27 protein-coding genes are annotated in these 24,004 nt (G+C 67.8%); 16 read left to right on the top strand and 11 right to left on the bottom strand.

What is annotated here, in order from left to right:
• The first annotated feature begins 38 nt into the window (after positions 1–38).
• From BUB76_RS12240 to BUB76_RS12230, 3 genes are all read left to right on the top strand, one after another.
• A complete protein-coding gene (locus tag BUB76_RS12240; protein WP_308417678.1) occupies positions 39–803 on the top strand; it encodes a homocysteine S-methyltransferase family protein in 765 nt (254 codons plus the stop codon).
• A gap of 129 nt (positions 804–932) precedes the next feature.
• On the top strand, positions 933–2,417 hold the full coding sequence (gene glpK / locus BUB76_RS12235) for a glycerol kinase GlpK (protein WP_073129075.1): 1,485 nt from the start codon (positions 933–935) through the stop codon (positions 2,415–2,417).
• A 10-nt stretch (positions 2,418–2,427) separates the two neighbouring features.
• On the top strand, positions 2,428–3,192 hold the full coding sequence (locus BUB76_RS12230) for a potassium channel family protein (protein WP_073129074.1): 765 nt from the start codon (positions 2,428–2,430) through the stop codon (positions 3,190–3,192).
• Between the two features lie 156 nt (positions 3,193–3,348).
• Here the strand turns inward: BUB76_RS12230 and BUB76_RS12225 are convergent, their stop codons facing one another.
• From BUB76_RS12225 to BUB76_RS12215, 3 genes are all read right to left on the bottom strand, one after another.
• Positions 3,349–4,836, bottom strand: coding sequence for an NAD(P)(+) transhydrogenase (Re/Si-specific) subunit beta (locus BUB76_RS12225; RefSeq protein ID WP_073129073.1), 1,488 nt, complete (start codon positions 4,834–4,836; stop codon positions 3,349–3,351).
• Positions 4,837–4,849: 13 nt separating this feature from the next.
• A complete protein-coding gene (locus BUB76_RS12220) occupies positions 4,850–6,415 on the bottom strand; it encodes a Re/Si-specific NAD(P)(+) transhydrogenase subunit alpha (protein ID WP_073129072.1) in 1,566 nt (521 codons plus the stop codon).
• 91 nt (positions 6,416–6,506) lie between these two features.
• A complete protein-coding gene (locus tag BUB76_RS12215) occupies positions 6,507–6,953 on the bottom strand; it encodes a methyltransferase family protein (RefSeq protein ID WP_175550312.1) in 447 nt (148 codons plus the stop codon).
• A 55-nt stretch (positions 6,954–7,008) separates the two neighbouring features.
• Here BUB76_RS12215 and BUB76_RS12210 point away from each other — a divergent pair, with 55 nt between their 5' ends.
• The gene (locus tag BUB76_RS12210) at positions 7,009–7,770 is read left to right on the top strand and encodes an SDR family NAD(P)-dependent oxidoreductase (RefSeq protein ID WP_073129071.1); all 762 of its coding nucleotides are present in this window, start codon (positions 7,009–7,011) and stop codon (positions 7,768–7,770) included.
• Positions 7,767–8,963: a kynureninase gene (kynU, locus tag BUB76_RS12205; RefSeq protein WP_073129070.1), complete on the top strand. Its 1,197-nt coding sequence runs from the start codon at positions 7,767–7,769 to the stop codon at positions 8,961–8,963. The genes BUB76_RS12210 and kynU overlap by 4 nt, the downstream gene beginning before the upstream one ends.
• Positions 8,964–8,969: 6 nt before the next feature.
• On the opposite strand, the gene BUB76_RS12200 is transcribed toward kynU, so the two are convergent.
• Positions 8,970–9,746 carry a M23 family metallopeptidase gene (locus BUB76_RS12200; protein WP_139250865.1) on the bottom strand — a complete coding sequence of 259 codons (777 nt, stop codon included), beginning with the start codon at positions 9,744–9,746 and terminating at the stop codon, positions 8,970–8,972.
• A gap of 105 nt (positions 9,747–9,851) precedes the next feature.
• On the opposite strand from BUB76_RS12200, the gene BUB76_RS12195 reads away from it, so the two are divergent.
• Positions 9,852–10,364, top strand: a complete 513-nt coding sequence (locus tag BUB76_RS12195; RefSeq protein ID WP_073129068.1) for a hypothetical protein — start codon at positions 9,852–9,854, stop codon at positions 10,362–10,364.
• Positions 10,365–10,381: 17 nt separating this feature from the next.
• Here BUB76_RS12195 and BUB76_RS12190 read toward each other — a convergent pair whose 3' ends face one another.
• The gene (locus BUB76_RS12190) at positions 10,382–11,161 is read right to left on the bottom strand and encodes a gamma-glutamyl-gamma-aminobutyrate hydrolase family protein (RefSeq protein WP_073129067.1); all 780 of its coding nucleotides are present in this window, start codon (positions 11,159–11,161) and stop codon (positions 10,382–10,384) included.
• 107 nt (positions 11,162–11,268) lie between these two features.
• The gene (locus BUB76_RS12185) at positions 11,269–11,907 is read right to left on the bottom strand and encodes a DnaJ domain-containing protein (protein ID WP_073129066.1); all 639 of its coding nucleotides are present in this window, start codon (positions 11,905–11,907) and stop codon (positions 11,269–11,271) included.
• Positions 11,908–11,982: 75 nt separating this feature from the next.
• Here BUB76_RS12185 and BUB76_RS12180 point away from each other — a divergent pair, with 75 nt between their 5' ends.
• Entirely contained in the window at positions 11,983–12,240 is a 258-nt protein-coding gene (locus BUB76_RS12180) for a BolA family protein (protein ID WP_073129065.1), read from the top strand.
• A gap of 1 nt (position 12,241) precedes the next feature.
• On the opposite strand, the gene BUB76_RS12175 is transcribed toward BUB76_RS12180, so the two are convergent.
• On the bottom strand, positions 12,242–12,688 hold the full coding sequence (locus tag BUB76_RS12175; protein ID WP_073129064.1) for a hypothetical protein: 447 nt from the start codon (positions 12,686–12,688) through the stop codon (positions 12,242–12,244).
• Between the two features lie 139 nt (positions 12,689–12,827).
• Between BUB76_RS12175 and BUB76_RS17990 the strand changes: the two genes are divergently transcribed.
• The 3 genes from BUB76_RS17990 (at position 12,828) to BUB76_RS17980 (ending at position 13,429) form a co-directional block, all read left to right on the top strand.
• Positions 12,828–12,974: a hypothetical protein gene (locus BUB76_RS17990; protein ID WP_175550311.1), complete on the top strand. Its 147-nt coding sequence runs from the start codon at positions 12,828–12,830 to the stop codon at positions 12,972–12,974.
• Positions 12,975–13,046: 72 nt separating this feature from the next.
• Positions 13,047–13,196 (top strand): hypothetical protein, encoded by a 150-nt coding sequence (locus tag BUB76_RS17985; RefSeq protein WP_175550310.1) that lies wholly within the window; start codon positions 13,047–13,049, stop codon positions 13,194–13,196.
• Positions 13,197–13,276: 80 nt separating this feature from the next.
• The gene (locus BUB76_RS17980) at positions 13,277–13,429 is read left to right on the top strand and encodes a hypothetical protein (protein WP_175550309.1); all 153 of its coding nucleotides are present in this window, start codon (positions 13,277–13,279) and stop codon (positions 13,427–13,429) included.
• A 77-nt stretch (positions 13,430–13,506) separates the two neighbouring features.
• Here BUB76_RS17980 and gatB read toward each other — a convergent pair whose 3' ends face one another.
• Entirely contained in the window at positions 13,507–15,021 is a 1,515-nt protein-coding gene (gene gatB, locus BUB76_RS12170) for an Asp-tRNA(Asn)/Glu-tRNA(Gln) amidotransferase subunit GatB (RefSeq protein ID WP_073129063.1), read from the bottom strand.
• Between the two features lie 167 nt (positions 15,022–15,188).
• On the opposite strand from gatB, the gene BUB76_RS12165 reads away from it, so the two are divergent.
• Both BUB76_RS12165 and BUB76_RS12160 read left to right on the top strand, forming a co-directional pair.
• A complete protein-coding gene (locus tag BUB76_RS12165; protein ID WP_073129062.1) occupies positions 15,189–15,806 on the top strand; it encodes a lytic transglycosylase domain-containing protein in 618 nt (205 codons plus the stop codon).
• Between the two features lie 86 nt (positions 15,807–15,892).
• Positions 15,893–16,612, top strand: a complete 720-nt coding sequence (locus BUB76_RS12160; RefSeq protein WP_073129061.1) for a transglycosylase SLT domain-containing protein — start codon at positions 15,893–15,895, stop codon at positions 16,610–16,612.
• Between the two features lie 3 nt (positions 16,613–16,615).
• On the opposite strand, the gene BUB76_RS12155 is transcribed toward BUB76_RS12160, so the two are convergent.
• From BUB76_RS12155 to pepN, 3 genes are all read right to left on the bottom strand, one after another.
• Complete coding sequence (locus BUB76_RS12155; RefSeq protein WP_073129060.1) at positions 16,616–17,509, bottom strand: lysophospholipid acyltransferase family protein; 894 nt, start codon at positions 17,507–17,509, stop codon at positions 16,616–16,618.
• A gap of 119 nt (positions 17,510–17,628) precedes the next feature.
• Positions 17,629–18,189, bottom strand: a complete 561-nt coding sequence (locus tag BUB76_RS12150) for a type 1 glutamine amidotransferase domain-containing protein (RefSeq protein WP_073129059.1) — start codon at positions 18,187–18,189, stop codon at positions 17,629–17,631.
• A 78-nt stretch (positions 18,190–18,267) separates the two neighbouring features.
• Positions 18,268–20,829, bottom strand: a complete 2,562-nt coding sequence (pepN, locus tag BUB76_RS12145) for an aminopeptidase N (RefSeq protein WP_073129058.1) — start codon at positions 20,827–20,829, stop codon at positions 18,268–18,270.
• 108 nt (positions 20,830–20,937) lie between these two features.
• Between pepN and BUB76_RS17685 the strand changes: the two genes are divergently transcribed.
• Genes BUB76_RS17685 through BUB76_RS12130 form a run of 4 tightly spaced genes read left to right on the top strand, consistent with a single transcriptional unit; the run spans position 20,938 to position 23,962 of the window.
• Positions 20,938–21,120, top strand: coding sequence for a hypothetical protein (locus BUB76_RS17685; RefSeq protein WP_091846190.1), 183 nt, complete (start codon positions 20,938–20,940; stop codon positions 21,118–21,120).
• A gap of 6 nt (positions 21,121–21,126) precedes the next feature.
• A complete protein-coding gene (locus BUB76_RS12140) occupies positions 21,127–21,297 on the top strand; it encodes a DUF2256 domain-containing protein (protein ID WP_073129057.1) in 171 nt (56 codons plus the stop codon).
• An 11-nt stretch (positions 21,298–21,308) separates the two neighbouring features.
• Positions 21,309–23,540, top strand: a complete 2,232-nt coding sequence (locus BUB76_RS12135) for a malate synthase G (protein ID WP_073129056.1) — start codon at positions 21,309–21,311, stop codon at positions 23,538–23,540.
• Complete coding sequence (locus tag BUB76_RS12130; RefSeq protein WP_073129055.1) at positions 23,537–23,962, top strand: GlcG/HbpS family heme-binding protein; 426 nt, start codon at positions 23,537–23,539, stop codon at positions 23,960–23,962. The genes BUB76_RS12135 and BUB76_RS12130 overlap by 4 nt, the downstream gene beginning before the upstream one ends.
• Positions 23,963–24,004: the final 42 nt, after the last annotated feature.

Genomic DNA, 24,004 nt, shown 5'->3' with positions numbered 1-24,004 from the left:
GCTCTCCTGGACCGGGATGGAGACGGACCTGATCTTCAATCTACGTCGCGCTGCTCCAGATCGGGCGCGATACGGGCGCCGGTGTCATCCTCGATACGCCCACCTGGATGGCCAATCCCGACCGGGCGGTTCTTGTCGGGTATGACCCCGATGATCTCGCGCGTGTGACGGGCGACTCTGTCGCATTCGCGCAAAACGCGGCCCGTACCGCGCCCGACGTCGCCACACGGGTCAGCGTTCAGATCGGACCACGCGGCGATGGCTACGCAGCGGGTATCGCCACCATCGACGGCGCGCGCGACTACCACGCGCCACAGGTTTCGGCCGCGCGGGCGGCCAAGGCGGACATGGTCAGCGCTTACACGATGGGGTCGGTCGCCGAGGCCGCCGGCATCGCCCTGGCCGCCGAGGCATCGGGCATCGCGGCGCTCATTTCGTTCACGGTCGAGACCGATGGACGCCTGCCGGACGGCACGCCGCTTGCCGATGCCGTGTACGAACTGCGGGACATCGCCGATCCCGCTGCCGTCATGGTCAATTGCGTCCATCCCGACCACATCGACAACGCGCGGGACGGTCGCCCCTGGCAGGCCGGTCTCGCCGGCGTCGTGGCGAATGCCTCGCGCCAGAGCCACGAGGAACTGGACAACGCCACGGTGCTCGATGACGGAGACCCCGAAGAGCTGGGCTCGCAGGTGATCGGGATGAAGCGGGCGTTTCCCAATCTGAGGATCGTGGGCGGCTGCTGCGGCACGGACCTGCGCCATCTTCGTGGAATCGCCAGGCACGCGTCCGCGCCCTGAACCCGGGTGGCGGGGGACGGATGCCGTCATGGTCCCGGATGCCCCCGGTTTTCGACCTTTCCGGATTGCCCCCTTGCCACCCTACCCGCACCGGGCCAGTTTCCTTCCTAATCAAGCGGAGGAGACGACATGACCCACATCCTGGCGATCGACCAAGGCACCACCTCGAGCCGCGCGATCCTGTTCGACAGCGATCTCAAGATCACCTCCTCGGCGCAGGAGGAATTCGAGCAGCACTATCCCGCCTCGGGATGGGTGGAACACGATGCCTCGGATCTGTGGTCGTCCACCGCCGCCGTCTGCCGCGCCGCCATCGAGAAATCCAGCATCGGCCCCGACGCGATCAGGGGCATCGGCATCACCAACCAGCGCGAGACCGTTGTCGTCTGGGACAAGCAGACCGGCCAACCCATCCACCGCGCCATCGTCTGGCAGGACCGGCGCACGTCCGAGATCTGTCAGCAGCTGAAATCGGACGGCTACGAAGAACAGGTGACGGCCAAGACCGGGCTGCTGCTCGACCCGTATTTTTCGGGGACCAAGCTCAAGTGGATCCTCGACCACGTGGACGGCAGCCGCGAGCGCGCGCGCAAGGGCGAGATCCTGTTCGGCACCGTCGATACCTTCCTGATCTGGAAGCTCACGGGCGGCGCCAGCCACGTCACCGATGCCACCAACGCGTCGCGCACGCTGCTTTACGACATCCACAAGGGCAAATGGTCCTCGACCATCGCCGACATGCTGGACATCCCCATGGAGATGCTGCCCGAGGTCAAGGATTGCGCCGCCGATTTCGGCATGACGCGGCCCGACCTGTTCGGGCGCGAGATCCCCATCCTGGGCGTGGCGGGCGACCAGCAGGCAGCGGCCATCGGCCAGGCCTGTTTCCAGCCCGGCATGCTCAAATCGACCTACGGCACCGGCTGCTTCGCGCTGCTCAACACCGGTGACACGCCCGTGCGGTCCGAGAACCGGCTGCTGACCACGGTGGCCTACCAGTTCGACGGCAAGCCGACCTACTGCCTCGAGGGCTCGATCTTTATCGCGGGCGCCGTGGTGCAATGGCTGCGCGACGGGTTGAAGATCATCCGCGAGGCGAAAGAGACGCAGCCACTGGCCGAACGCGCCGATGACGGGCAGGACGTGATCCTGGTGCCCGCCTTCACCGGGCTGGGCGCGCCCTACTGGAACGCCGATTGCCGCGGCGCAATCTTCGGCCTCACCCGCAATTCCGGCCCCGAGGAATTCGCCAAGGCCGCGCTGGAGTCGGTCGGCTACCAGACCCGTGACCTGCTGGATGCCATGCAGGCCGACTGGTCCGATGGCGAGGCGCAGACCCTGCGCGTGGATGGCGGCATGTCGGCCTCGGACTGGGCGATGCAGTTCCTCAGCGACATCATCGGCGCTTCGGTCGACAGGCCGCAGGTGCTGGAGACCACGGCGCAGGGCGTCGCCTGGCTGGCGGGATGGCGCGCGGGGCTTTACCCCGACCAGGCGGGCTTTGCCGAGCGTTGGCGCGTCGACCGGACCTTCAAGCCCGACATGGACGACACCACGCGCGAGCGGAAATTCGACCGCTGGCAGCGCGCCGTCCAGGCCACGATGGGGGTGTGAGGTCTCCGGCGTGAAGGCGTGGCTGCGCCGGCTTTACGAGGGCGACGGCACCGGACCGCGCTGGTTTCGCCGGGCGCTGCTGCTCTTCGACGTGGTGACGATCGGGTATTTCCTGCTGACCGCCACGTCCGAGATCGACCTGCGCATCATCCTGATCGACCTGTGTATCGGCGTCGTGCTCGTCGCCGATATCACCGCCCGGCTCTGGATCGCCGACCGGCGGCTGAAGGAGCTTCTGTCCCTGCCCACGCTGGCCGACCTGGTCGTCATCCTGTCGCTGGCCGCGCCGCTGGTGGCCGGCACCAACCTGGGCTTCCTGCGGGTTCTGCGCGTGCTCAGGCTGCTCAGGACCTTCCGGCTGGCCGAACGCCTGGACCGGGCGACCGCTGGGCTGGACGTGAACACCCGCATCGTGCGCGCGGCCGCCAACCTCGCCGCGTTCATCTTCGTGGTCACCAGCCTCGTCTGGGTGTGGGAGCATGATCGCAACGACGCTCTGAACACCTACGTGGACGCGCTCTATTTCACGATCACCACGCTGACGACCACGGGATACGGCGACATCACCCTGACCGACCGCGTGGGTCGTCTGATGACCATCGTCATCATGCTGTTCGGGGTCGGCCTGTTCCTGCGGCTGCTGCAGGCGCTGTGGCAGCCCAACAAGGTCGAACAGCCCTGCGCCACCTGCGGGCTGAAGCTGCACGACCGTGACGCGAGCCACTGCAAGCATTGCGGCGACACGATCTATATCGAGACCGAGGGCGATACCTGACCGGCCCCGCGGTGCCGCCCGCTTTGTTCACCCCGAAATGATCTGGGGCCGTCCGGCCCGGCGCCATAACCGCGCGTCCTGCACCGGGGTCTATCACCGCACAACGAAAAAGGGCCGCGCACCGCGCGGCCCTTTCGGATTTCGGATGGGTGGTCCTTACAGCTTCTGAAGGAGCGCGTTCACCGACTCCTTGGCGTCGCCGTAGAACATGCGCGTGTTCTCCTTGAAGAACAGCGGGTTCTCGATGCCGGAATAGCCGGTGCCCGAGCCGCGCTTGGACACGAAGACCTGGTTGGCTTCCCAAACGTGAAGCACCGGCATCCCCGCGATGGGCGAGTTCGGGTCGTCGTTGGCCGCCGGGTTCACGATGTCGTTCGAGCCGATGACGATCACCACGTCGGTGTCTTTGAAGTCCTCGTTGATCTCGTCCATTTCCAGCACGATGTCGTAGGGCACCTTGGCCTCGGCCAGCAGCACGTTCATGTGCCCCGGCAGACGGCCCGCCACCGGGTGGATGGCGAAGCGAACGTTCTTGCCCTGGTCGCGCAGCTTGGTGGTCAGCTCGCTCACCGCCTGCTGGGCCTGGGCCACCGCCATGCCGTAGCCCGGCACGATGATGACGCTGTCGGCTTCCTTCAGGGCGTCGGCCACGCCGTCGGCCTGGATGGCCACCATCTCGCCTTCGACCTCCTGCTGGGGGCCGCCCGCGCCGCCGAAGCCGCCCAGGATGACGCTGACGAAGTTGCGGTTCATGGCCTTGCACATGATGTAGCTGAGGATCGCACCGGACGAACCCACAAGCGCGCCCACGACGATCAGCAGGTCATTGCCCAGGCTGAAGCCGATGGCCGCCGCCGCCCAGCCGGAATAGCTGTTCAGCATCGACACCACGACCGGCATGTCGGCCCCGCCGATGCCCATGATCAGGTGGTAGCCGATGAAAAGCGCAGCCACGGTCAGGATCAAAAGCGGGAAGAACCCGCCGCCGCCCAGGTACCAGAACAGGCACAGAAGCGAGAGCGCGGCAGCGCCGGCGTTCAGCATGTGACCGCCGGGCAGCTTGGTCGCGGCGGTGTTCACCCGGCCCGCCAGCTTGCCGTAGGCGATGACCGAGCCGGTGAAGGTCACCGCACCGATCCAGATGCCCAGCGCCAGCTCGACCCGCAGGATGTTGACCTCGACCGCCGTTTTCTTGGCAACGATCTCGGCGAAGCCGCGGAAGCCGTCTGCCACCGCCTGCGCCGCATCGCCCAGCGGCCCGTAGGTCGGCTGCGGGAAAGCCACGCCGGCCTCGGCGAAGGCGGCCGCCACGCGGCCGATCTCGATATGGGCGTTCAGGCCCACGAAGACCGCCGCAAGACCCACCAGCGAGTGCATGGCCGCCACGAGTTCGGGCATCTGGGTCATCTGCACGCGCTTGGCCAGCACCATGCCGATGGCCGCCCCGCCCGCGATCAGGATCAGGGACAGCAGCCACAGGCCGGAGCCGGGGCCGAAGAACGTCGCCAGAACGGCGATGGCCATGCCGATGACGCCGTACCAGATGGCGCGCTTGGCGCTTTCCTGGTCCTTCAGGCCGCCAAGCGACAGGATGAACAGGACGGCTGCGACGACATAGGCCGCGGTCGTGAATCCGTATTCCATTGCGCGCGCCCCCTTAAGACTTCTGGAACATGGCAAGCATCCGGCGTGTCACCAGGAAGCCGCCGAAGATGTTGATACCGGCCATGAACACCGCCAGCGCGGCGAGGATCGTGACCAGGATCGAGCTCGACCCGATCTGGGCCAGCGCGCCCAGGATGATGATGGACGAGATCGCGTTGGTCACCGCCATGAGCGGCGTGTGCAGGCTGTGCGCGACGCCCCAGATCACCTGGAAGCCCACGAAGCACGACAGCGCGAAGACGATGAAGTGCTGCATGAAGGACGCGGGCGCGATGGTGCCCAGCAAAAGCACCAGCACGGTTCCGACGGCCAGCAGGCCGACCTGTTGCTGGGTCTGCTTGCGGAAGGCGGCAGTCTCGGCGGCGGCCTTCTCTTCCTTCGTGGGCTCTTTCTTCTTTTCCTGCTTGGGCTTGGCAGGGGACGGGTTCTCGCGCTTGGGGGGTGGCCAGGTCACCTCGCCCTTGTGGGTGATGGTGCTGTCGCGGATCACCTGGTCGTCCATGTCGTGGACGATCTGGCCGTCCTTCTCGGGCGTCAGGTCCGCCATCATGTGGCGCACGTTCGTCGCGTAAAGCGTCGAGGACTGCTTGGCCATCCGGCTGGGGAAGTCGGTGTAGCCGATGATGGTGACGCCGTTGTCGGTGACGATCTTCTCGTCCTTGACGGTCATCTTGCAGTTGCCGCCCTTCTCGGCGGCCAGGTCGACGATGACGGATCCCGGCTTCATGGCCTTGACCATGTCCTCGGTCCAGAGCTCGGGCGCCTCGCGGTTGGGGATCAGCGCCGTGGTGATGACGATGTCGATCTCGGGCGCCTGCTCGCGGAACAGGGCCAGCTGCTTCTCGCGGAACTCGGGGCTGGAGGGGGCTGCGTAGCCGCCTTCGCCCACGCCCTCGGTGTCCTCGAAATCGAGGAACAGGAACTCGGCGCCCATGGATTCGATCTGCTCGGCCGTCTCGGGCCGCACGTCGAAGGCGCGTACGATGGCGCCCAGCGACGTGGCGGTGCCCAGCGCAGCCAGGCCGGCCACACCGGCGCCGACCACCAGGATCTTCGCCGGCGGCACCTTGCCCGCCGCCGTGACTTGGCCGGTCAGGAAGCGGCCAAAGTTGTTCGCGGCCTCGATCACGGCGCGGTAGCCGGCGATATTGGCCATGGACGACAGAGCGTCCATCTTCTGGGCGCGGCTGATGCGCGGCACCATGTCCATGGCGATGAGCGTGGCGCCCTTCGCGGCGGCCTTCTTCATCAGCTCTTCGTTCTCTGCGGGGTAGAAGAAGCTGATGAGCGTCTGCCCCTCGCGCAGCATCTCGACCTCTTCTTCCGAGGGCGGACGCACCTTGGCGACGACATCGGCGGCGTCGAACACTGCCTTGGCGCTGTCCAGCACCTCGACCCCCGCGTCGCGATAGACGTCGTCGGCGAAATCGGCCTTGGCGCCGGCGCCCGACTGGATGACGCACTCATGCCCAAGCTTTTGAAGTTGTTCGGCCGAGGCCGGCGACAGGGCGACACGCGCCTCGCTTGGCTGGTGTTCCGTAATGACACCGAATTTCATCGCGGCCCTCTCCTTCTCGTGATCGAAAAACGAACTCCGAACCTGACTATAGCGTGCGCCGGGTCAAGGCAACGCCCCGGCGGCGACGCTTTCAGATCCAGCGACGGGTGCCGGCCGCCCAGGCTTGGAACGCATCGCCGAAAGCAGCGGCAAGGCGGTCTTCCTCGGCGCGGATGAACCGCCAGGTGACGATCGCCACGAAGAGGGGCACCAGGATCACCCCCCAGACCGCGCCGGTCCACGCGACGGCCCCCGTCAGAACCAGCGCATCGCCCAGGTAAATGGGGTTGCGCGACACGCGGAACGGCCCGCCCGTGACCAGCGCGGCGGGCGCTTGGTGGGGGATGGGGGTGGTCCGGGCCGCCACCATGACCGCGACCGCCCAGGCCATCAGCAGAAGGCCCGCGACGATCAGGGCGGTGCCCAGCACGTCCCAGACGCGGCCCGTGACCTGCGGCCCCGTATCGCGTCCCAGCCAGAGCGCGGTCAAATGTCCCGCCAGCCAGACCGGGGGAATGTCGATCCATTTCAATCCCATCTTGCGCCCTTTCCCGGCCTTCGCCACTTTGTCGGCGATTTCACGGGAGGGATCCATGACTGATCTGAACGGGCGGCACGCGGTCGTCACCGGCGGCGGCAGCGGCATCGGGCTTGCCATCGCGCGCGCGCTGGCAGGGGCAGGCGCCGCAGTCACCATCACCGGCCGCCGCGAGGCCGCGCTGCGCGACGCGGCCGCGGCGACACCGGGTCTGCACCCGCTGGTCATGGACGTCACCGACGAGGCATCGGTCGTCGACGGATTCGCCGCCGCCGTGGCCGCCCGCGGCCCTGTCTCGATCTGCGTGGCCAATGCGGGCATCGCCGAGGGACGCAACCTGGCCAAGATGGACCTAGCCTTCTGGCGCAAGATCCTGTCCACCAACCTCGACGGCGCGTTCCTGACCCTGCGCGAGGCGATGAAGTCGATGCACGACCAGGACTGGGGCCGGGTCATCGCGGTCAGCTCGATCGCGGGGGTGCGGGGCCTCAAGGGCGCGCCGGCCTACACCGCGTCCAAGCACGGCGTGATCGGCCTGATCCGGGGCCTGAGCGAGGATTACATGCGCAGCCCCATCACGTTCAACGCCATCTGTCCCGGCTATGTCGATACCGATATCGTCACCCGCAACACCGCCGAGATCTCGGCCCGCGCCGGGCTGAGCGAGGAGGAGGCGCGGCAGACCATGATCCGCGCCAACCGCCACAAGCGCCTGATCGACGCGGACGAGATCGCGGCGGCCGCCCTTTGGCTGTGCGATCCACGCTCGGGCAGCGTCAACGGCCAGTGCATCGAGATCAGCGGGGGCCAGACGTGACCACCGATTTCGCCCTGACCCGCAGTTATTTCGAACTGCCGGAAGGTGTCGCCTACCTCGACGGCAATTCGCTGGGACCCTTGCCCAAGGCGGTGACCGGCACGCTGGACACCACGCTGCGCAAGGAATGGGGGCGCATGGCCATCGGCGGGTGGAACCGCGCCGGCTGGATGGAAATGCCCGCGCGCCTGGGCGACCGGATCGGCGCGCTGATCGGGGCCGCACCGGGCACCGTGACACTGGGCGACACCTTGTCGATCAAGGTCTACCAGGCGCTGTCGGCCGCGATCCAGATGCGGCCCGGCCGGCGCAAGATCCTGAGCGATTCCGGCAACTTCCCCAGCGATCTTTACATGGCGCAGGGCCTGATCGACGCGCTTGACCGCGATCTGGAACTGGTGGTCGTCGATCCCGAGGACGTGCGCGATCACCTGTCCGAGGATGTCGCCGCGCTGATGCTGACCGAGGTGGACTATCGCACCGGGCGGCGCCACGACATGGCGGCGCTGACCGAGGCCGCCCATGCCGACGGGATCGTCACGATCTGGGACCTTGCCCATTCGGCGGGTGCTCTGCCGGTAGACGTGGCCGGCTGCAAGACCGAGTTCGCGGTCGGCTGCACCTACAAATACCTGAACTCCGGCCCCGGCGGCCCGGCCTTCATCTACGCCCGGCCCGACATCGCCGACGGGATCCGCCCGGCGCTGGCGGGATGGCTGGGCCACGACGCGCCCTTCGCCTTCGAGCCCGACTATCGCCCCGCGCCCGGCATCGCGCGCATGCGGGTGGGCACGCCGCCGATCCTGCAGATGGCCGCGCTGGACGCCGCGCTGGACGTGTGGGACGAGGTCGACATGGACGACCTGCGGGCCCGCGCGCTGGAACTGGGCGACCGGCTGATCGACGGGGTCGCCGCCGCCTGCCCCGAGCTGGTTCTGGCCACGCCGCGCGACCCCGCCCATCGCGGCAGCCAGGTCAGCTTTCGCCACCCGGACGGCTACGCGATCATGCAGGCGCTGATCGCGCGGGGCGTCGTCGGCGATTTCCGCGCGCCCGACATTTTGCGTTTCGGGATCACGCCCCTTTACATCGGCGAGGGCGAGATCGACCGCGCCGTGGAGATCCTGTCCGATATCATGGCGCGGAAATCCTATGACCGCCCCGAATTCCGGACCCGCAACGCGGTGACCTGACCGCGCTCAGCGCCGCAGCGTCGTGCCGCGCCGTGGGCAGGTGACCGTCCCGGCGGCCGTGTCCCACGCCATGGGCCAGGTGCGCCGGCCACCATCCGGCAAAGGGGAATAGACCTCGACATGCAGGTGCGGGGCCGCGGAATAGCCGGTGTCGCCGGACAGCGCGAGCACTTCGCCCGCCGCCACAGGCTGCCCCACGCGCACCCGTGCGCTGTCCTGCGCAAGGTGGCCGTAAAGCGCGACGGTGCCGTCGTCGTGCAGGATCAGCACGCGGTTGTCCTGTCCCATCTGCGCGCGGTCCAGACCGCCCGCGCTGCGATCCATCCGCAGGCCCACCACCCGGCCCGCACGCGCGGCCAGCACCGGTGTGCCCTCGGGCAGCGCGAAATCCACCGCCTGCCCCGCCGCCCCGCGATGGGACATCCAACCGTCGCAGCCCTGGGCCACCTGGGCGCCGGGCAGATCGAACGGCAGGACATACAGCGCGACGGGATCGGGCCGGGCCGAGGGCGCGCCGTGAAGCCACCTGTAGTCGTAGCGCCAGTCGCCAGCGCCCCCGCCGGGCCAGCTGATCCGCGCGAGATCGGCGCGGCCCCCGGGCGGCAGAACCCCGCGGCCCGGCCCGGCGACTTCCGCGTCCGGGGCCGTCACCGTCACCGCCACGGTCAGCGGCGCGTGGCCCCCCCGGTTGACGGCGGCGATGGTGATCGCGCCCGCGTTTGTCTCGACCGAAAGGCAGAGCGGACCGTCGCACCGCTCGGCCGCGTCAACGCCCGGCGACACCGCGGCAATCGCCGCAACCACCGCCACGGCGCGAAAAAACCCGTGAACCGAACCGGCGCGTGGTAGGTTCCAACCATGACGCCGCCGTCGAAAGGATCCCACGGCATGAGATACGCCACGATCGCCGCGCTGTGGCTCGGCGGCGCCGCCATGGCGCAGGACACGTCCGAGGATATCATCGCGCTGGCCGAAGAGGCGGGCATCGGCGGGCTGGGCCTTGCCCCCTGCCGCGACGTGACCGGGCCCGAGAACGCGCCGCTTCTGGCGCAGGCGGGCGACTGGATGCTGGGCTACATGGCGGGCCGCATCGACGCGGGCGAGACGCTGGTCGAGGGCGAGCCGCTGTCGGCGGCCTCCAGCATCGACATCGTCACGTCCATCGCCACCTTCTGCGTGCAGAACCCCGACGCCACCGTGCTTGGCGCGGCACGGCGCTATGGGCAGCGCGTGTTCGGGACCGAGCCGGTGGATCGCCAGTTCGAGGACGCACCGTCCGAGGTGCCGCGGCCCGCGGCGCGCCCCGAAAGCATCGAGGAAGAGGCGGCCGAGGAAGAGACCGCGTCGGACGCGGACGACACCGAGGCGACCGAAGCGGCCGACGAGCCCGCCGCGGACTGACGCCACGGGCCGGCGGATCAGGCGATCCGGCGCAGCGGGTGCGGCCTGCGCCCTTCCGCCCAGGCGCGCACGGCGTCGCCGAACGCCTCGAACAGCGGGCGCGACACCGGGTCGGCGGCGGCGTTGTACTCGGGGTGCCACTGCACCGACAGCGTGAAACCCGGCGCGCCGTCGATATAGGCCGCCTCGCAGGTCCCATCGGGCGCGAAGCCGTCGATGACGAAGCGCGGACCCGCGTCGATCACACCCTGTCCGTGCAGGGTATTGGTCATCACCTCGCGCGATCCCAGCAGCCGGTGGAACGGCCCGCCCTCGCTGAAGCGAACGGTGTGGCGCAAGGCGAATTTCTCTTCGATGGTGCCGTCCGGCGGCATGCGGTGGTTGTCGCGGCCCGGAAGATCCCGGATCTCGGGGTGCAGGGTGCTGCCCATGGCGACCGCCACCTCCTGGAAGCCGCGGCAAATGGCGAAGAAGGGCTGGCCGGTCTCGACGCAGGCGCGCACCAGCGGCAGGGCGATGGCGTCGCGCGCCCGGTCGAAAGTACCATGCGCCTCGGTCTCGGGATGACCGTATTCGTCGGGGTGCACGTTGGGCCGCCCGCCGGTGAACAGGAAGCCGTCGCAGGTGGCCATGAGCTCCTCGACCGAGGTCAGGCGCGGGTCGGCCGGCACGATCAGCGGCACGGCCCCGGTCACGTTGGCGATGGCGTCGCTGTTCATCAGCCCGCCGCCGTGGATCTCGTAGCTGTCGTTGATCAGGTGATGATTGCCGATGATGCCGACCAGCGGACGCTTCATGGTGGGGCTCCTTTCGCGATGGCGTGTTCTAACAGAGCCATCGGAGCGATCCAAGCCGCCACCCTGTCGCGCCGCCGACCGAAACGGCAAACGCCCGGAAATTGAGCCTAGCTGGAGAAGTTTCGGCTGTCCTTGATCTGATCCCAGGCCCAGACGACCTCGCTCAGCTGTTCCTCGTGTCCGCGGTCGCCGCCGTTCATGTCCGGGTGCAGCACCTTGATGAGCGACTTGTAGGCCTTGCGGATCTCGGTCTTGGTCCAGTGATCCTTGGCCTCGAGAATCTCGATCGCGCGGCGCTCGGTGGGCGGCAGGCGGCGGGTCGTTCCGCCGGTGGTGGACTTGCCGGGGTTGCGGGTGGCGTTGTCGCCCAGCACCTGGTGGGGGTCGTCCACGCCCAGTCGCGCCCAGGCGCGCTGTTCGTCGGACTTGCGGCCGAAGGGCTTGGTCTTGCGGCCCCAGACGCGATCCTGGTCGACCTGGTCGGCGAATTCATCCTCGGTCGTGCCGTTGAAGAAGTTCCACTTTAGATTGTACTCGCGCACGTGTTCCTTGCAGAACCACAGGTACTCGTCGAGGTGATCCGGCGATTTGGGGGCGCGGTACTGGGCCGATTCTTCGCAGCCAGGGTGCTCGCAGACCCGGTTCGACGTCTCGAAGGCGCCCGACATCCCGCGCTTGCCGCGCGGGTTCTTTTTCTTCGCGGACGAAACCCTGATGTCGAAGCCGAAGGGATCGTTTTTCGCCATGACCGCTCCTTTCCAGCTCGGAGCAGAGATATTAGAGAAAGATCCGTCGAGGTGAAGAGGGGAGTGGCCCGGAAAATGGCAGTCGAAGATGAAATCCGCCTAAAACTTGAAGACGCCTTCGCGCCCCGCGCGCTGACGGTAAAGGACGACTCGGCGGCCCATGCGGGCCACGCGGGCGCGCCGGCCGGGGGTCAGAGCCATTTCAACGTGGTGATCCGTGCGGACGCCTTCGCCGACATGTCGCGCATCGCGCGGCACCGGGCCATCCATGCGGCGCTTGGCCGCGACCTGGTCGGCCGGATCCACGCCCTCGCGCTTGACGTGGACGGGTAACTCAGCCGCGGTCCGGCCCCGGGACGGGGTGCAGGTCGCCCTCGGGCGTGCGCTTGGCGCTCAGACCGCGTCCGCCCTGCGGCGCGCGGCTGTAGGGGGCCTGCGATATCTCGGTCGCCAGCGCCTCGGGCGTGTCGGGCTCGTTCCGGGCGACGGGATCGGCGCGGCGTGGCGCGGCCGTCTCGACCTCGGCCGCCGGGGCCTGTTCGGTTTCGACCCAGCGGCGGTAGACCAGAACGGTCACGGCCGAGACCGTGGGCTTGCGCAGCAGGCCGCGGCGCGCCTCGACGTTGAGGGTCTCACTGCGCTGAAATTCCCAGCCCGCCAGCCCCTCGGCATTCAGCGACTCCTCCATCGCCAGCGCAAAGCGCGCGTCGACGCCTTTTACGCCCTTCACGCGGGGGGCATCGGTCCGCGCGGGCACGACACGGTATTCGTAGTAGGACATCGGGCGGCACCTTTCGCGATCTGCTTGGCGCGTCTCTATCCAAGAACTGGGGCGCGCTGTCCAGACCCGGGACGTATGGGCGCAGGAACCTGCCGGTCGAACGGGACTTGTCCCGGCAACAGCCGAATTGGAGACACCCATGGCCTACAAGATCCTCGGGCTCGGGGCGCTGACCGCGCTTCTCGCCTGCCAGCCCGCACCGCCCGGATACGGCGTCGACCCGCAGAAACTGCCGGCGGAACGCGTCGCGTCGCCGTCCGACGGGTTCTACCACTCGGACGACTGAACCGGTCCACGGAACAACGGCCGACCACGCCGCATTGGGCCGGTAACGACAGACGACGAAAGGACTGAATTGATGACACGACTGATCCTCGCCCCTGCCGCCCTCGTGACCCTCCTGGCCGGCTGCATGAACGACCCGGTTCCGCTGAACGACGGCGACACCGTCCCGGTCGGCGAAGAGCTGGCATCGCCCAGTGACGGCATCGAGACCGAGTACAACTGATCGCCGGATCGCTTCGATCCATCCGGAAGGAACCATTCGGACGTTCGTTCGCTTAGGGGCGAAACGGAAAGGACAGTTTTATGACCCGTAGTTTGATGATTTTCGGCTTTCTCACGGCAACGCTCGCCGGTTGCATGAACGATCCGGTGCCCGCGAGCAGCGTGGTCGAGCCCGCTCCCGAGGAGCTTTCCGAGCCGACCGATGGCCTGATGAACGAGAACCAGGTCGAGTAATTCCGGGCTGCTGTCAGCCTGTTCGTGTTCTTTAACGAGTCGGGGCGCGCCACTTGGCGCGCCCTTTGTCTTTGCGCTCAGCCGTTCAGCTTCGTCGCCACGATCTGGTTGACCACCTTGGGGTTCGCCGTCCCGCCCGTGGCCTTCATCACCTGCCCCACGAACCAGCCCGCGAGCTTCGGGTTCGCCTGCGCCTTTTCGACCTGCGCGGGGTTTTCGGCCATGATCTTCTCGACCGCGGCTTCGATGGCGGCGGTGTCGGTGACCTGCTTGAGCCCGCGTTCGTCGACGATCTTCTCGGGGTCGCCGCCGTCGGTATAGACGATCTCGAACACGTCCTTGGCGGTCTTGCCCGAAATCTCGTCGGCCTTGATCATGCGGATGATCGCGGCCAGCTGCGCGGGCGCCACCGGGCTTTCGGTGATCGCGCGATCGTCTTTCTTCAGGCGACCGAACAGCTCGTTGATGACCCAGTTCGCGGCCAGCTTGCCGTCGCCCGCATCCTTGGCCACGGCCTCGAAATAGGCGGCATCGTCGACTTCGGCGGTCAGGACCGACGCGTCGTACTCGGTCATGCCGTAATCCAGCACGAAGCGCGCGCGCTTTTCGTCCGGCAGTTCGGGCAGCGACGCGGCGATGTCATCGACCCAGGCCTGCTCGATCTCCAGAGGCAGCAGGTCGGGGCACGGGAAATAGCGGTAGTCATGCGCCTCTTCCTTCGACCGCATGGACCGCGTCTCGCCCTTGTCGGGATCGTAAAGGCGTGTCTCCTGCACGACCGCGCCGCCATCCTCGATGATGGCGATCTGCCGGCGGGCCTCGTAGTCGATGGCCTGCTGGATGAAGCGCATGGAGTTCATGTTCTTGATCTCGCACCGCGTTCCGAGATGCGAGAAATCCTGCGTTTCCTGATACTTCTCGTAATCGCCCGGCCGGCAGACCGATACGTTGACGTCGGCGCGCAGGTTGCCGTTCTGCATGTTGCCGTCACAGGTCCCGAGATAGCGCAGGATCTGGCGCAGCTTGCCGACATAGGCGGCGGCCTCTTCCGGGCCACGGATGTCGGGGCGGCTGACGATCTCCATCAGCGCGACGCCGGTCCGGTTCAGGTCCACGAAGGACATGGTCGGGTCCATGTCGTGGATCGACTTGCCCGCGTCCTGTTCCAGGTGAATGCGCTCGATCCGCACCAGCCGCGCCACGCCGGGCGCCATGTCGACCAGCACTTCGCCCTCGCCCACGATGGGATGGTAAAGCTGGCTGATCTGGTAGCCCTGCGGCAGATCGGGATAGAAATAGTTCTTGCGATCGAAGGCCGAGCGCAGGTTGATCTCGGCCTTCAGACCCAGCCCCGTCTTCACGGCCAGCGCGACGCAGCCTTCGTTGATGACCGGCAGCATGCCCGGCATGCCCGCGTCCACGAAGGCGACGTTGCTGTTGGGCTCGGCCCCGAAGGCCGTCGAGGCGCCCGAAAACAGCTTGGCCTTGGACGCGACCTGGGCGTGAACCTCGAGCCCGATCACCAGTTCCCAGTCCTCCTTGGCGCCCTGGATCACCTTCGGCTTGGGGGTTTCGTATGTCAGGTCGAGCATGGGGGCCTCGTGGCATGGGTCGCGAAGTTGCGCCTGAATAGGCCCGGCGGCCCGGCGCGACAAGGCCCCGATGGGCGGGAAAGCGCCGTTCGCTGCACCGCAGCGTAGCCAGGTTGGGCCGAATCGGGCTAAGGGCGCCTCGATCAACAACCCAAGGGTTCCCGAGAATGTTGCGACACCTCGCCATTGTGATGTTTTTGCTACTACCGGCCTGTGCGCAGATCAGCGGCCAGCGCGAGGCCGAGCCGACCGCCGAGTTGCCGGTCACCCGGTGGGATTTCCGCCCCGAATCCGAGATCTGGACCCAAGCGACGCTTCAGGCCCTGACCGAGCACGGCGCCGCCCTGCCCGCGATGGTTCCCGCCGACTACGCCGAGTGGTGCCCCGAATACGCCGCGCAGACCCCCGAGAATCGCGCCGCTTTCTGGACCGGCCTGCTGTCGGCGCTGGCCAAGCACGAAAGCACCTGGCGGCCCGAGGCCGTTGGCGGCGGCGGGCTGTGGTACGGCCTGACGCAGATCGATCCGCGCACGGCGCGGGCCTATAACTGCGATGTCACCTCGGGACAGGCGCTGAAGGACGGCGCGGCCAACCTGCGCTGCGCGGTGCGGATCGCCGCCGCCCAGGTGTCCAAGCGTGGCACCATCAACCGTGGCATGCGAGACTGGGGTCCGTTCCATTCGGCCGCCAAGCGCGCCGAGATGGCCGCCTGGACCCGGGCGCAGCCCTATTGCCAGGCGCCCGAGCCCAAGGACCCCTTCACCAATCTTCTCGACCGGCTCTGAGCCCGGTCGGCAACCCCTTGCCGCGCCGCCCTTTTGTGCGGCGGCGCGGCGTGGACGGCGGCACCGAATAGGTTAGCTTGCCGATCATGCGCCTGATACTCGCCCTTCTCGTTGCCGCCCTCGTCCTGCCCGCCCGGGCCGAGACCGTCCGGCCGCTGGCCCGGCCGACATTCGACCCCATTCCCGTCACGCGCTGGGATCATCGGGACGAGGCCGGCCGCTGGAGCCGAGCCGCGTTGCAGGCGCTGCGCAACCACGGCGAGCCGCTGGTCGAGATGGAGCCCGAGGACATGGCGCGATGGTGCCCTGGCTATGCCGGCGCCCCGCCCGACGCGCGCCGCGCCTTCTGGGTGGGCTTCCTGTCGGCGCTGGCGCACTACGAATCCACCCACAAGCCGCGCGCCGTGGGCGGCGGCGGCAAGTGGTTCGGCCTGTTGCAGATCGCGCCCGCCACCGCACGCGGCTACGAGTGCCGCGCGGGCAGCGGCGAGGCGCTGAAGGATGGGCCGGCCAACCTGAGCTGCGCGATTCGAATCATGGCCGAAACCGTGCCGCGCGACGGCGTCATCCACGCCCGCGAGCCGCGCTGGAGCGGCGTTTCGGCGGATTGGGGCCCCATGCGGTCCAGCACCAAGCGGGCCGCGATGCGCAACTGGCTGCGCGGCCAGGACTATTGCCAATTGCATGTCAGCATGCGCCCCAGGCTGCGCCCGAAGCCGGATAGCCACATCATGGGGCCGATCCGTCCGGCGCTGCGCCCCGCCCCGCGGCTGGCGACTGCGGTGGGACCGACCGCCCCGCTCTGACGCTTAGGCCGAGCCGGGGCCGCTTCCGGCGCGGCTGAGCGCGAGGGGGCGGCGCGAGGCATCCAGCAGGCTGACCGACGGCGCATGCCGCCCGCCCAGCGCCAGGGTGGCGCGGCGCAGCATCTCGATCGCGGCCTCGGATTGCGCCGGCAGGGCATTGGGCGAGATCGGTTCGCCCACGGTGACGCGGAAGGGCTGGCGCGACTTGTTCAGCGTCTCGTGGAACAGGGTGATGTCCCGCAGCGACGGGTGGATCAGGTCGAACAGGTAGAACAGCGCCGAGTTGCGCGCACGGATGTTGATCGGAATGATCGGCACCTCGAACTTGCGCGCGATCATCGCCGCCGATGCCATCCAAGGGCGCTCGAACAGACGCAATCCCCGTCGCTTGGCCAAGCGGCCCGAGGGGAAGATGATGCCCAGCCGGTCTTCCTTCATGGCCCGCATCGTCCAGGCCATCGTCTCGCGCGCCTTGCCGTGGGTCCGCTTGTCGTGGCGCCATTCGACGGGCGCGATCATCGACTCGAGCTGGGGGACGACCTTCAGGATGTCCACGTTCGCGTAGAAGAAAAGGTCCGGGCGCAGGGGGCTGAGCAGATGGTGGAGAACGATGCCGTCCGCGATCCCGGTGGGGTGGTTGCACACCACCATGGCGGCACCGGCGCGGGGGATGTTGTGCTGACCGCTGATGCTGACATCGCGTGCCAGCAACCCGCCCATGCGATCCATGAGCGCGGGGCCCGACCAGGTCTCCATCTCCTCGGCAAGCGCGACGGTGCGGTCATAGCTCAGCATCCGGTTCAGCGCGGCGCGCGCCAGATCGACTCCGGGTCCGCCCCGGCCAAGCCAGGCCGCGCGTTCGAGGATTTGCTGGTCTATGCGCTCTTTCACGCCCATGAGATGCCACCCGACCTTAACGGTACCATGACAAATGGCCCGGCGGCGTCGCAATGACAACCGCCGGGCCCATTCCGGGTGGAATTCACGGGTTTACCGCCGATCGCGGCATACCGGCGTCAGGCGGCGTGATCGCGGGCATCGCCAGCCTCGACCGCCTCGATGATCGCGCGGCAGAACGCGTCCAGGTCACCGGGATTGCGCGACGTGATCAGGTTGCCGTCCTGCGCCACGGTTTCGTCCACGACCTCGGCGCCCGCGTTGCGCAGGTCGGTGCGGATCGACGGATACGCGGTCAGGCGCTTGCCCTTCACCAGGCCCGCTTCGATCAGCAGCCAGGGCGCGTGGCAGATGGCCGCCAGCGGCTTGCCGGACATGCCGAAGTCGCGGATGCGCGCGACGGCATCTTCGTTCAGGCGCAGCACGTCGGGGTTGATCTGGCCACCCGGCAGGACCACGGCGTCATAATCCGAGATGTTAGTCTCGGAGATCTTAACGTCGGCGGCGACCTTCTCGCCCCAGTCGGTCTCGTCCCAACCGGTGATGGCGTCGCCGTCGGGGGTGGCCACGTGTACCGTGGCGCCCGCCTCGGACAGTTGCTTCTTCGGCTCCATCAGCTCGGACTGCTCGAAGCCGTCCGAGGCGATGATGAGGATTTTCGCGGTGTCGATCTTGGGCATGTTTGCCTCCGTTCGCGTTCGTTTGAAACTTGTAAACAGAACGGATCCGACGGGCTGTGGTTCCAGCCGCAAAACGCCTCAATTCGCGCCCGCGCACAGAATCCTTTCGACCATCTCGGTGCTGTCGCGCGACAGGTTCGGCACCGCGCGGATCCGCTCCAGCGCCTCGCGGATCATGTCCTGCCGGTCGGCGTCGTATCGGCGCCACGTCTCGAACAGCGTGGTCATGCGCGCCGTGGTCTGCGGGTTCACCGGGTCGAGCTTGCACAACCACTGCGACACCAGCGCGTAGCCCCGACCGCTGGCGTCGTGGAAGGCAGCGTGGTTCATCCCCAGCGCGCCGATCACCGCGCGGAACCGGTTGGGGTTCTTCCAGTCGAAGGCGGGGTGATCGACCAGCGCCTCGGCCGCGTCCAGCGCCAGGTCCGCCGGTGCCGCGCTCACCTGCACCGAGAACCACTTGTCCAGCACCAGCCGGTCGTCCTGCCAGCGGTCATGGAACGCGGCGAGCGCGTCGTCCGCCGCGCCGATCTGGACCAGCGGAAGCAGCGCGCCCAGGCTGTCGGTCATGTTGTCCGCCGCATCGAACTGCGCGCGCGCCAGCGTGCCGCCGTCCAGCCGGCTGAGCAGGCCCAAAGCGGTGTTGCGCAGTGCGCGCCGCCCGGCCTGCGCGGCATCGGGGGCATAGGGCGACAGGTTCGCCAGCCCGCCATACAGATCGCTCAGCGGGTCTTTCAGCTCGGCCGCCCTGGCCTTCTGCATCCGGTCCCGCGCAGCGGCGATGGCGGCGGGGTCCGGCACCTGCCCGGCATCGGCCAGCCCCTGTGCCATGTCGTCGTCGCTGGGCAGGCCCAGCACCATGGCGCGGAACGAATGATCCAGCGTGTCGTCGGTCAGCACCGGGGCCAGCCCGGACAGGTAGGCCGGATCGGGCGCCGCGCCGTCCGTGATCATCCGCATCAGCGCGTCCTTGGCCAGGGCGCGCCCCGCCTCCCACTTGTTGAAGGGATCGGTGTCATGGGCCAGCAGCAAGGCGCGGTCCGCGTTGTCCAGGTCATGGCGCAGGATTACCGGCGCGGAGAATCCGCGCAGGACCGACGCCACCGCGTCATCGGTGCCGATGTCGAAGCTGGCGGTCTGATGCGCCTCGGTCAGCTCGACCAGGGTGGATGGCAGAACCTCGCGCCCGTCGCGGGCGATGGCGCCCACGACCACCGGGATGACCTGCGGCGCCTTGTCGGGCTGGCCGGGCGTCGCGGGCACCTCCTGCCGAAGGTGCAGCGTCAGCGTCCCGTCGGCCACGCGGCTGTCCACGGTGACACGCGGCGTGCCTGCCTGCGAATACCACAGCTTGAACTGGGACAGGTCGCGGCCGGTCGCATCCTCGAAGACGGTCAGCCAGTCCTCGATGGTGCAGGCCTGCCCGTCGTGGCGGTCGAAGTAGAGCGCCAGCGCGCGGTCATAGGACTCGTCGCCCACCAGCCGCTTGAGCATCCCGATGACCTCGGCGCCCTTCTCGTAGATGGTGGCGGTGTAGAAGTTGTTGATCTCGATATAGCTTTCGGGCCGCACCGGGTGCGCCAGCGGGCCGGCATCCTCGCGGAACTGGCGGGCGCGCAGCATCTGGACGTCCTCGATCCGCTTGACCGCGTGCGAGCGTTCGTCGCCCGAGAACTGCTGGTCGCGGAACACGGTAAGACCTTCCTTCAGGCACAGCTGGAACCAGTCGCGGCAGGTGATGCGGTTGCCGGTCCAGTTGTGGAAATACTCGTGCGCGATGATGGCCTCGATCCTGGCATAGTCGCCGTCGGTTGCCGTCTCGGGGCTGGCCAGGACGTAGCGGGCGTTGAAGATGTTCAGGCCCTTGTTCTCCATCGCGCCCATGTTGAAGTCGTCCACGGCGACCACGTTGAACACGTCGAGGTCGTAGGCGCGGCCGTATTTCTCCTCGTCCCAGCGCATCGACCGCTTCAGCGCGTCCATGGCATAGCCGCAGCGATCCTCGTCGCCCGGACGCACCCATATGTTCAGCGCAACGTCCCGCCCCTCCATCGTTTTGAAGCAATCGGAATGGGCGACAAGATCGCCCGCGACCAGCGCGAACAGGTAGCTGGGCTTGGGGTGCGGGTCGTGCCATTCGGCCCAGTCGGCGTCGCTGTCGCCCGGGTTGCCGTTCGACAGCCGCACCGGCAGGTCCGAGTTCACCCGTACGGAAAACGGCGCCATCACGTCGGGCCGGTCGGGGTAATAGGTGATCTTGCGAAAGCCCTCGGCCTCGCACTGGGTGCAGAACATCCCGTTCGAGATGTAGAGCCCATCCAGTTCGGTATTGGCCGACGGATCGATCTCGACCTCGCATTCCCACACGAAGGGCGCGTCGGGCGTATCGACCTCGAGCCCCGTGGGATCCACGCGCGGCGCGACCGGCGTGCCGTCGATGGCCGCCGAGATAAGCGTCAGCTTCTCGCCGTCCAGCCGCAGCGGGCCGGAGGGGCCGTCGGGATTCGGCCGGAACGCGATGCGCGACCGGACCCGCGTGGCCGAGGGGTGCAGGTCGAACGCCAGCGTGACCGTCTCCACCACGTGGCTGAAGGGGGCGTACTCGGCCAGGCGCACGGGGCGCGGCGCAGCGTCTTTCATTGTGGGCTCCTTGGATCCGGAAACATGGGAACGACTGGGCGCGCGGGACGTTGGGCAGTTTTGCCTGCATCCCGTGCGGGCCTGTTACTTATGGAAGAAGTCAAAGACATGTCTGCCCCCGATACTGACGTCAAGAAACAGCAACGTCGCCACAAGTTCCCCCTGGTCGGAATGGCGTGGATGGTCGTTTGGGCCGCCGTCCTGCTGATCGGGTTGATCGTCTATCTCAGCCTGAGCGGCAACGAGCCCGGCAACGAAACCCCCATCGACGAAGAATCCGCGACCGAGTAAGACCGCGTGGCCAAGGCCCGGTCGAAAGCGGATCTTCCGCAGAAAATCTGCGCGACCTGCGGCAGGCCATTTGCCTGGCGCAAGAAGTGGCGGCGCGACTGGGAGCAGGTTAAGTACTGCTCGGACCGCTGCCGGGGAGAAGCGAAACGCGCCCGCGCGACAGATGACAACGAATAGACGGAGGATACATGACGAACCGCATCCAGCGTGCCGAGCTTTCGGTGGCCGAAGACCTGGCGACTTTCGCCGAAAAGCACGCCCTGCCCGGGACGGGCGTCTCGCCCGATGATTTCTGGAAGGGCCTGTCGGACCTCGTTCACGACCTCGGCCCCAAGAACGCCGCGCTTCTCGAAACGCGTGAGAAAATGCAGGCGACGCTGGACGAGTGGCACCGCAGCAACCGCGGCAAGGTGACGGACCAGGCCGCCTACAAGGACATGCTGCGCGAGATCGGCTACCTGGTCGAGGAAGGTCCCGATTTCACCATCGGCACCGACAAGACCGACCCCGAGATCGCGGATGTCCCCGGCCCGCAGCTGGTCGTGCCGATCATGAACGCGCGCTATGCGCTGAACGCCGCGAACGCGCGGTGGGGCTCGCTCTACGATGCGCTTTACGGCACCGATGCCCCGGGCGACCTGCCGCAGGGCGGCGACTACGACCCCGAGCGGGGCAAGCGCGTCATCGCACGCGCCAAGCAGATCCTCGACGACGCCGCGCCGCTGGCCAGCGGCAGCCACGCGCAGCTCGTGGGCTACAAGATCGCCGAGCAGGGGCTCGAGGGCCTGTACCTGAACGACCAGGACTGGCGCGCCGCGGATGCCACGCGCAAGGATCCGAACAGCCGCCCGGCGGGCACCACCCCCGAGGTCGAGCACACGATCCCGCTGGCCGACCCGACGCAGTTCGTCGGCTACCGCGGCGACGCCGATGCGCCGACCTCGATCCTGCTGCGCAGGAATGGCCTGCATATCGAGATCGTGCTGGACCGCGACCACCAGATCGGCGCCAGCGACCCGGCCGGCGTGGCCGACATCCAGCTGGAATCGGCCATGTCCGCGATCATGGATTGCGAAGACAGCGTTGCCGCCGTTGACGCGCCCGACAAGGTGCTCGCCTACGGCAACTGGCTGGGCCTGATGAAGGGCGATCTGTCCGAGAAAGTCACCAAGGGCGGCAAGACCTTCACCCGCGTTCTCAACGACGACCGCGTCTTCACGGCGCCCCATGGCGGCGAGGTGCGGCTGAAGGGCCGCGCGCTGATGCTGGTGCGCAACGTGGGCCACCTGATGCGCAACCCCGCCATCCTCGACCGCAACGGCGACGAGGTGTTCGAGGGGCTGATGGACGCGGCCTTCACCACGCTGATCGCCATGCACGACCTGCAACGCGCGGGCGGCAACTCCGAGCACGGCTCGGTCTACGTGGTGAAACCCAAGATGCACGGGCCCGCCGAGGTCGCCTTCGCCGACGAGATTTTCACCCGGGTCGAGACGATGCTTGGCCTGCCCGCCAACACGGTGAAGCTGGGCATCATGGACGAAGAACGTCGCACCTCGGCCAATCTCAAGGAATGCATCCGCGCCGCCAGCGACCGGGTGGCCTTCATCAACACCGGGTTCCTCGACCGCACCGGCGACGAGATCCACACCTCGATGGAAGCCGGCCCCATGGTGCGCAAGGGCGAGATGAAGAACTCGGCCTGGATCAAGGCCTACGAGGATCGCAACGTCGATATCGGGCTGGCCTGCGGGCTGAAGGGTCGCGCGCAGATCGGCAAGGGGATGTGGGCCATGCCCGACCTCATGGCCGACATGCTGGAACAGAAGATCGGCCATCCCAAGGCGGGCGCCACCTGCGCCTGGGTCCCCTCGCCCACCGCCGCCACCCTGCACGCGCTGCATTACCACCAGGTCGATGTCCACGCGGTGCAGGACGACCTTGCCAAGGGCGGTCCGCGCGGCAGCCTGGACGATCTGCTGACCATCCCGCTGTCGGACGCCAACTGGTCCGAGGACGACATCACCTCCGAGATCGAGAACAACGCCCAGGGGATCCTCGGCTACGTCGTGCGCTGGGTCGACCAGGGCGTCGGCTGCTCGAAGGTGCCCGACATCCACGACGTGGGCCTGATGGAAGACCGCGCCACCTGCCGGATCTCGTCGCAGGCGCTGGCCAACTGGCTGCACCACGGCGTGGTCACCGAGGAGCGCGTCATGGACACGATGAAGAAGATGGCAAAGGTCGTGGATCGCCAGAACGAGGGCGACCCGAGCTACATTCCCATGGCGCCGTCCTACGACACCATCGCGTTCAAGGCCGCGTGCGACCTTGTGTTCAAGGGACGCGAACAGCCCGCGGGCTACACCGAGCCGGTGCTGCACGCCCGGCGGCTGGAACTGAAGGAGAGCCAGGCATGAGCATCACATCCGAACAGGCCCTGAAGGCCGTGACCGAAACCCTGACCGAGGGCGTGAGCCGCGGGCTGAAGCCGCTTTCGGCCATCGTGCTCGACGCGGGCGGCCATCCGCTGGCCTTCCAGCGGGCCGATGGCGCGTCGCCGGGCCGTTACGCCATCGCCCATGGCAAGGCCTACGGCGCGGTGATGCTGGGGATGACCGGGTCGGCCCAGATGAAGCGGGCCGAGGACCAGCACTATTTCATGACCGCCGCCAACGGCGTGTTCGGCGGCGCGGTTGTGCCGGTGCCGGGCGGGATCCTGATCCGCGATGATGCAGGTGCCGTGATCGGGGCGCTTGGCGTGACCGGCGACACGTCGGACAACGATGCCGAGGCCGGTCTGGCCGCGCTGAAGGCCGCCGGCCTGTCGGGCGAGGCCTGAGACGATACGGTCGGGGCGGCGCACGGCCGCCCCGCGCCGGGC

The organism is Palleronia salina, assembly GCF_900141995.1.
In the GTDB taxonomy this organism is placed as follows: Bacteria; Pseudomonadota; Alphaproteobacteria; order Rhodobacterales; family Rhodobacteraceae; genus Palleronia; species Palleronia salina.
Note: the sequence above shows the minus strand (reverse complement) of the source record. Positions and strands in the feature narration are given on the sequence as shown.

Coding starts and splice junctions, on each gene's coding strand:
- glpK (WP_073129075.1), top strand. CDS start 933: ATGACCCACATCCTGGCGATCGACCAAGGCACCACCTCGAGCCGCGCG.
- BUB76_RS12225 (WP_073129073.1), bottom strand. CDS start 4,836: ATGGAATACGGATTCACGACCGCGGCCTATGTCGTCGCAGCCGTCCTG.
- BUB76_RS12220 (WP_073129072.1), bottom strand. CDS start 6,415: ATGAAATTCGGTGTCATTACGGAACACCAGCCAAGCGAGGCGCGTGTC.
- BUB76_RS12215 (WP_175550312.1), bottom strand. CDS start 6,953: ATGGGATTGAAATGGATCGACATTCCCCCGGTCTGGCTGGCGGGACAT.
- BUB76_RS12210 (WP_073129071.1), top strand. CDS start 7,009: ATGACTGATCTGAACGGGCGGCACGCGGTCGTCACCGGCGGCGGCAGC.
- BUB76_RS12195 (WP_073129068.1), top strand. CDS start 9,852: ATGAGATACGCCACGATCGCCGCGCTGTGGCTCGGCGGCGCCGCCATG.
- BUB76_RS12190 (WP_073129067.1), bottom strand. CDS start 11,161: ATGAAGCGTCCGCTGGTCGGCATCATCGGCAATCATCACCTGATCAAC.
- BUB76_RS12185 (WP_073129066.1), bottom strand. CDS start 11,907: ATGGCGAAAAACGATCCCTTCGGCTTCGACATCAGGGTTTCGTCCGCG.
- BUB76_RS12180 (WP_073129065.1), top strand. CDS start 11,983: ATGGCAGTCGAAGATGAAATCCGCCTAAAACTTGAAGACGCCTTCGCG.
- BUB76_RS12175 (WP_073129064.1), bottom strand. CDS start 12,688: ATGTCCTACTACGAATACCGTGTCGTGCCCGCGCGGACCGATGCCCCC.
- BUB76_RS17990 (WP_175550311.1), top strand. CDS start 12,828: ATGGCCTACAAGATCCTCGGGCTCGGGGCGCTGACCGCGCTTCTCGCC.
- BUB76_RS17985 (WP_175550310.1), top strand. CDS start 13,047: ATGACACGACTGATCCTCGCCCCTGCCGCCCTCGTGACCCTCCTGGCC.
- BUB76_RS17980 (WP_175550309.1), top strand. CDS start 13,277: ATGACCCGTAGTTTGATGATTTTCGGCTTTCTCACGGCAACGCTCGCC.
- gatB (WP_073129063.1), bottom strand. CDS start 15,021: ATGCTCGACCTGACATACGAAACCCCCAAGCCGAAGGTGATCCAGGGC.
- BUB76_RS12165 (WP_073129062.1), top strand. CDS start 15,189: ATGTTGCGACACCTCGCCATTGTGATGTTTTTGCTACTACCGGCCTGT.
- BUB76_RS12160 (WP_073129061.1), top strand. CDS start 15,893: ATGCGCCTGATACTCGCCCTTCTCGTTGCCGCCCTCGTCCTGCCCGCC.
- BUB76_RS12155 (WP_073129060.1), bottom strand. CDS start 17,509: ATGGGCGTGAAAGAGCGCATAGACCAGCAAATCCTCGAACGCGCGGCC.
- BUB76_RS12150 (WP_073129059.1), bottom strand. CDS start 18,189: ATGCCCAAGATCGACACCGCGAAAATCCTCATCATCGCCTCGGACGGC.
- pepN (WP_073129058.1), bottom strand. CDS start 20,829: ATGAAAGACGCTGCGCCGCGCCCCGTGCGCCTGGCCGAGTACGCCCCC.
- BUB76_RS17685 (WP_091846190.1), top strand. CDS start 20,938: ATGTCTGCCCCCGATACTGACGTCAAGAAACAGCAACGTCGCCACAAG.
- BUB76_RS12135 (WP_073129056.1), top strand. CDS start 21,309: ATGACGAACCGCATCCAGCGTGCCGAGCTTTCGGTGGCCGAAGACCTG.
- BUB76_RS12130 (WP_073129055.1), top strand. CDS start 23,537: ATGAGCATCACATCCGAACAGGCCCTGAAGGCCGTGACCGAAACCCTG.